General features: G+C 72.6%; 4 protein-coding genes and 1 pseudogene. 4 read left to right on the top strand and 1 reads right to left on the bottom strand.

Features of this window, described 5'->3' with window-relative positions:
• Positions 1–360: 360 nt before the first annotated feature.
• A pseudogene (locus AC13HU_RS33065) lies at positions 361–834 on the top strand (Lrp/AsnC family transcriptional regulator); the annotation flags it as partial.
• 239 nt (positions 835–1,073) lie between these two features.
• Here AC13HU_RS33065 and AC13HU_RS33060 read toward each other — a convergent pair.
• The gene (locus tag AC13HU_RS33060; protein ID WP_483045673.1) at positions 1,074–1,694 is read right to left on the bottom strand and encodes a DJ-1/PfpI family protein; all 621 of its coding nucleotides are present in this window, start codon (positions 1,692–1,694) and stop codon (positions 1,074–1,076) included.
• A 671-nt stretch (positions 1,695–2,365) separates the two neighbouring features.
• Here AC13HU_RS33060 and AC13HU_RS33055 point away from each other — a divergent pair.
• Genes AC13HU_RS33055 through AC13HU_RS33045 form a run of 3 tightly spaced genes read left to right on the top strand, consistent with a single transcriptional unit; the run spans position 2,366 to position 4,343 of the window.
• Complete coding sequence (locus tag AC13HU_RS33055; protein ID WP_483045672.1) at positions 2,366–2,788, top strand: RlpA-like double-psi beta-barrel domain-containing protein; 423 nt, start codon at positions 2,366–2,368, stop codon at positions 2,786–2,788.
• 26 nt (positions 2,789–2,814) lie between these two features.
• Positions 2,815–3,447 (top strand): cell wall protein, encoded by a 633-nt coding sequence (locus AC13HU_RS33050; RefSeq protein ID WP_483045671.1) that lies wholly within the window; start codon positions 2,815–2,817, stop codon positions 3,445–3,447.
• Positions 3,448–3,458: 11 nt separating this feature from the next.
• Positions 3,459–4,343: a MauE/DoxX family redox-associated membrane protein gene (locus AC13HU_RS33045; protein WP_483045670.1), complete on the top strand. Its 885-nt coding sequence runs from the start codon at positions 3,459–3,461 to the stop codon at positions 4,341–4,343.
• The last annotated feature ends 42 nt before the right edge of the window (positions 4,344–4,385 follow it).

Genomic DNA, 4,385 nt, shown 5'->3' with positions numbered 1-4,385 from the left:
CACCGGCGCTGCCGGGACCGCCGGGACCGCCCGCGCCACCGGGCGGCGGAGAGCCGTAACCACCGCCGCCACCGGCCCCGTTCTGCCCATCCCAAGACACCGCGAACTCCCCCACCCTCGGTCATTGTCGACATCGCCGAATCGCTGAGCGCAGCATGATCGCGCCCGCGTGTGGCCGGAGCCTATGCGCACGGCCCGCTTCCTGCCCGTGAATATGAAGATTACGCCGGTGGTCCGCCGGTTCCCGTCCGGCACGACTTTTCCGTCCGGCCATGGCGGTGGCTCGAAATGATCGTTGGCGGACGACCCGTCGGTACGGTGAATATGCCAAGAACACAGCCGTGAGGGGACCACCGGCCCATGCCCGTCGACGCCCTGGACGCCCGTATCCTGCGGCTGCTCCTCCAGCAGCCGCGTACCAGCGTCCGTGAGTACGCCCGCATCCTCGGCGTCGCCCGCGGCACCCTCCAGGCGCGGCTGGACCGCATGGAGCGCGAGGGTGTGATCACCGCCGCCGGCCCGAGGGTCTCCCCCACGGCGCTCGGCCACCCGGTGCTGGCGTTCGTACGGATCGAGGTCGCGCAGGGCCATCTCGACGAGATCGGCACCGAGTTGGCAGTGGTGCCCGAGATCATCGAGGCGTTCTCGATCACCGGCGGCGGCGACCTGCTCGCCCGGGTGGTGGCCCGCGACAACTCGCATCTGGAGGACATCATCCAGCGGCTGATACGGCTGCCGGGGGTGGTCAGGACCCGCACCGAGATCGCGCTGCGGGAGCGCGTCGCCGAGCGGCTCCTGCCGCTGGTGGAGACGGTGGAGCGTGCGGCCGAACGGCAACGGGCCACCGAACCGCGGCTGCCGGAAGGGCCGGAGGCGGGCGAACCGGAAGGCGCGCAGGCGGGCGAACCGGCCGCCCCGGCGACGGCCGGGGCGGGTACGGACGTGTCCACGGACGCGGGCGCACCGGCGTCAACTCCGGCCGGCCTCCCGCCCTCGCCCGCACCCGGCGCCCCTGCGGGGCCGTGGCCGCAAGGCGGGCGGCACGGCGGCGCAGCCTCCCACCCGCCCGCGGCTCAGCGCGCCGCCAGGTAGTCCTTCGCCTCCTGGGACGCCTTGGACAGCGACCCGGCATCGAACGGCGGCTGCGGGTCGTACTCGATGAAGAGTTGGAACGCCTCGGCGGCGACCCGGCCCGCGGCGAGTTCGGCGAGCCGCAGCGCCATGTCGATCCCGGAGGACGCGCCTGCCGAGGTGATGATCCCACCGGGCTGCTCCACCACCCGCTGCTCGGTGTAGGTGGCCCCGAAGGACTCCAGCCTCCTGGCCGCGCCCCAGTGGGTGGTGGCCGTGAGCCCGTCCAGCAGCCCGGCGGCGCCCAGCAGCAGCGAGCCGGTGCACACCGACGTGGTCCACGTGGTGGTGGCGTGGATGCGGCGGATCCAGTCGAGCAGCGCCTCGTTGCCGAGGTTGTGGGACGCGACGGGGTCGCCGGGCACGAGCAGCACGTCGGCCGACGTCGTCGCGTCGAGTGTCGCGGACGGAATCACGTTCAGCCAGCCGGCGTCGTCGGTGACCGGGGCGGTGGACTGGGCCGCGAAGACCACCTCGGCGCCGGGCAGCATCCGCAGCAACTCGTAGGGGCCGATGGCGTCGAGCGAGGTGAAGCCGTTGAAGACCAGAATGACGATTCGCACGGGTGAAGCCTTTCCGGAGTGATCGTTTTCGGGCGTGTCCGACGCGCTCCGGACCTCTGCGGGCCGGCGCGTGTCGTTGTGCGGGTGTGTCGGTTTGTCGACCTGGCACGCGGTCGGTTCGTCGACCCACGGGTCCGGAGGGCCGGGTGGACCGGGAGCGGACCGGGAGTGCCGGGAATGGCGGCAAGGACAGGCTGGTGACGATTCCGGCCACCGTCGGCGGATCGGGAAATCATCTACGCGCGTCCGCCCTCTGGCGGACGCGCGTAGAAGCGCGCATCATTGCCGTGCCCCACTGCACTGCCGACTCATCTTTCCCACCCGGCACAGCCGGAGGCGCCCGCTCCCGGGCCCCGCACGTGCGCAGCGCCGCGTCGCGTGCGGCTCCACGGGACACCACGGGCACGTTGCAGACCGTACGTGGCAGACCGCAGAACGCAGACCGCAATCCCGCACATCGCACATCGCACATCGCTTCTCGCTTCTCGCTTCTCGCACCGAGCACGTCGCATGTCGTACGTCGCGCACCGCACTTCGGCCGCACGCCCCGACGTTCCGGACCGCATCACACCCGCACCGGCGCCTCGCACCCGCACTGCACCCGCACCCCGAGCACCCCCATAAACCCACTTGTCATGCACAGACCATCCCATCAGCGAAGGGAAACCGACATGGCTTGCGGATCGACCAGCCTCTGGGCAGGTGAGACCTCCTGGTTCTGCTGCGGCAGTTCCTGGGGGCCCTGCGGCAGCGCCGGCACCGGCGCCTGCGGCACCTGCCAGTCCAGTTCCAACCAGGCCGCCTGGCCCTACGCCAGCCAGGCGTGCTTCAACATCACCCGGCCCGACCTGTGCGGCGAGGGCCTCCCGCAGCGCGGCTGCGGCTCGGTGATGAACGTCAAACACCAGTGCTCCGGCGCCCAGGTCTGCGTCACGATCGCCGACTGCGGCCCGAGTACCCAGAGCTTCTGCGGCGAGGCCACCTGCTGCAACGGCGCCTGCCGCACCAACCGCGTGATCGACCTGACCCCGGCGGCCTTCTCCGCCATCGGGAGTCTCAGCTCCGGCCTGCTGCCGGTCTACATCTACGAGTGACCCGACCCGGCAGGAGGAGCACCGACATGAGCAACCGCCAGGACCCCAGGGCCCGTTCCGGCTTCGACCGCAGACGCTTCCTGACCACCGCCGCGCTCGGCGGCGCCACCATCGTGGGCGCATCGGCGCTCGGCGGACTCGACGCGGACGCCGCGTTCGCCGCTCCGTCCCCCTCCCTCGACCCCGCGATCGCCAAGTCCGCCTTCGCCGAGGGCCGGATCACCGCCATCAAGGGGACCGTGCTCGAAGTGGCCGGCTCGTACGGCGACCGGCACCTGATCCAGCTCACCAACGCCACCAGCGTCTGGAAGCTGCGCGCCACCACCGCCGAGGCGATCGAGGTCGGCGACGGCCTGTACGCGCGGGGCGTCGACATGCCCGACGGCACGATCGCCGCGGACGCGGTGTGGGTGAACATCGTGAACCTGTTCTGCACGGTCCGGGGCATCGCCAAGGACCGCCTGCACCTCACACACGGCGACGGCAACCACGCCGTGGTGGGCCGGATCGTGCCCGAGACGACCACCGCGTCCTACCTCGGCGGATCGCTCACGCCGGACCTGTCCCGGGTGCGGATCGGGCAGTCGGCGCAGGTGCTCGGCGCCTGGCGGCCCGCGGACGACTCGGTGGACATCGCCCGCGTCACGGTCGGCCATTGAGGAGCGGCGCGATGATCCTGGACCTCGCTCCCCTGGTGTGCGGGGTGCTGCTCGCGGTGACCGGCGCGGCGAAGCTGCTGGGCCGGCGCACCGCGCAGGTGGCGGCGAACACCGTGCTGGTGCGGGTGCTCGGCAACGGCCACCGGGCGGCGTTCGCGCTGCGCGCGGTGGGAGCCGTCGAACTCGTCGTGGCCGCGGGCCTGTTGGCCTTCCCGACCGCGGTCCTGCCCGGCGCGGCCACCGCGTTGCTCGGCGCGGGCTTCACCTGCTACCTCGGCTATGCGAAGTCGACCGCGCCGCAGTCCTCCTGCGGATGCAGCGCCCGTGACGAGGGCCCGATCGGCGCGCGCTCCTTCGCGCGGGCCGGCGTGGTGCTGGTCGGCGGGGTAGCCGCGGCCCTCGCGGGCACCGCCTGGTGGTCGCGGCTGGTCCGGGACCCGGGCTGGTCGGTGCTGGTGATCGCGGTGGCCGCGGCGGGCCTGCTCGCCCTGTCCACCGACCTGGACCGGGTGTGGATGCCGCTGCGGCGGCTGCGGCTGCGGGTCTTCGGCACTCCGCTGCCGGCCGGCCCGGGCGGACAGGTGACCGTCGAGGCGTCGGTCCAGTTGCTGGAGCGCTCGCTGGCCTGGCAGGCGTCGGCGCCGATCGTCCGTTCCGCGCTCCTGGACTCCTGGGACGACGAGGGCTGGCGGGTGCTGCGGTTCGCCGGCGTGCACCACGACGTCGGCGGCGCGCGGCCGGTGAACGTGCTGTTCGCGCTGGACGGCCAGGCGACCACCGAAGCGAACCCGAGCCCCGCGGTGCGGGTGTCGGTGATCGACGACCGCACCCAGGAGGTCGTGCCGGTCGATCTGCTGGAGCTGTCCGGGCTGCACCGGCCGCTGCGGATGGCCTGACCTGCCGGACGAACGACCGGGGTGGCCGCTCTCGGTGGAGAG

It is taken from the genome of Streptomyces sp. NH27 (genome assembly GCF_056859195.1).
Note: the sequence above shows the minus strand (reverse complement) of the source record. Positions and strands in the feature narration are given on the sequence as shown.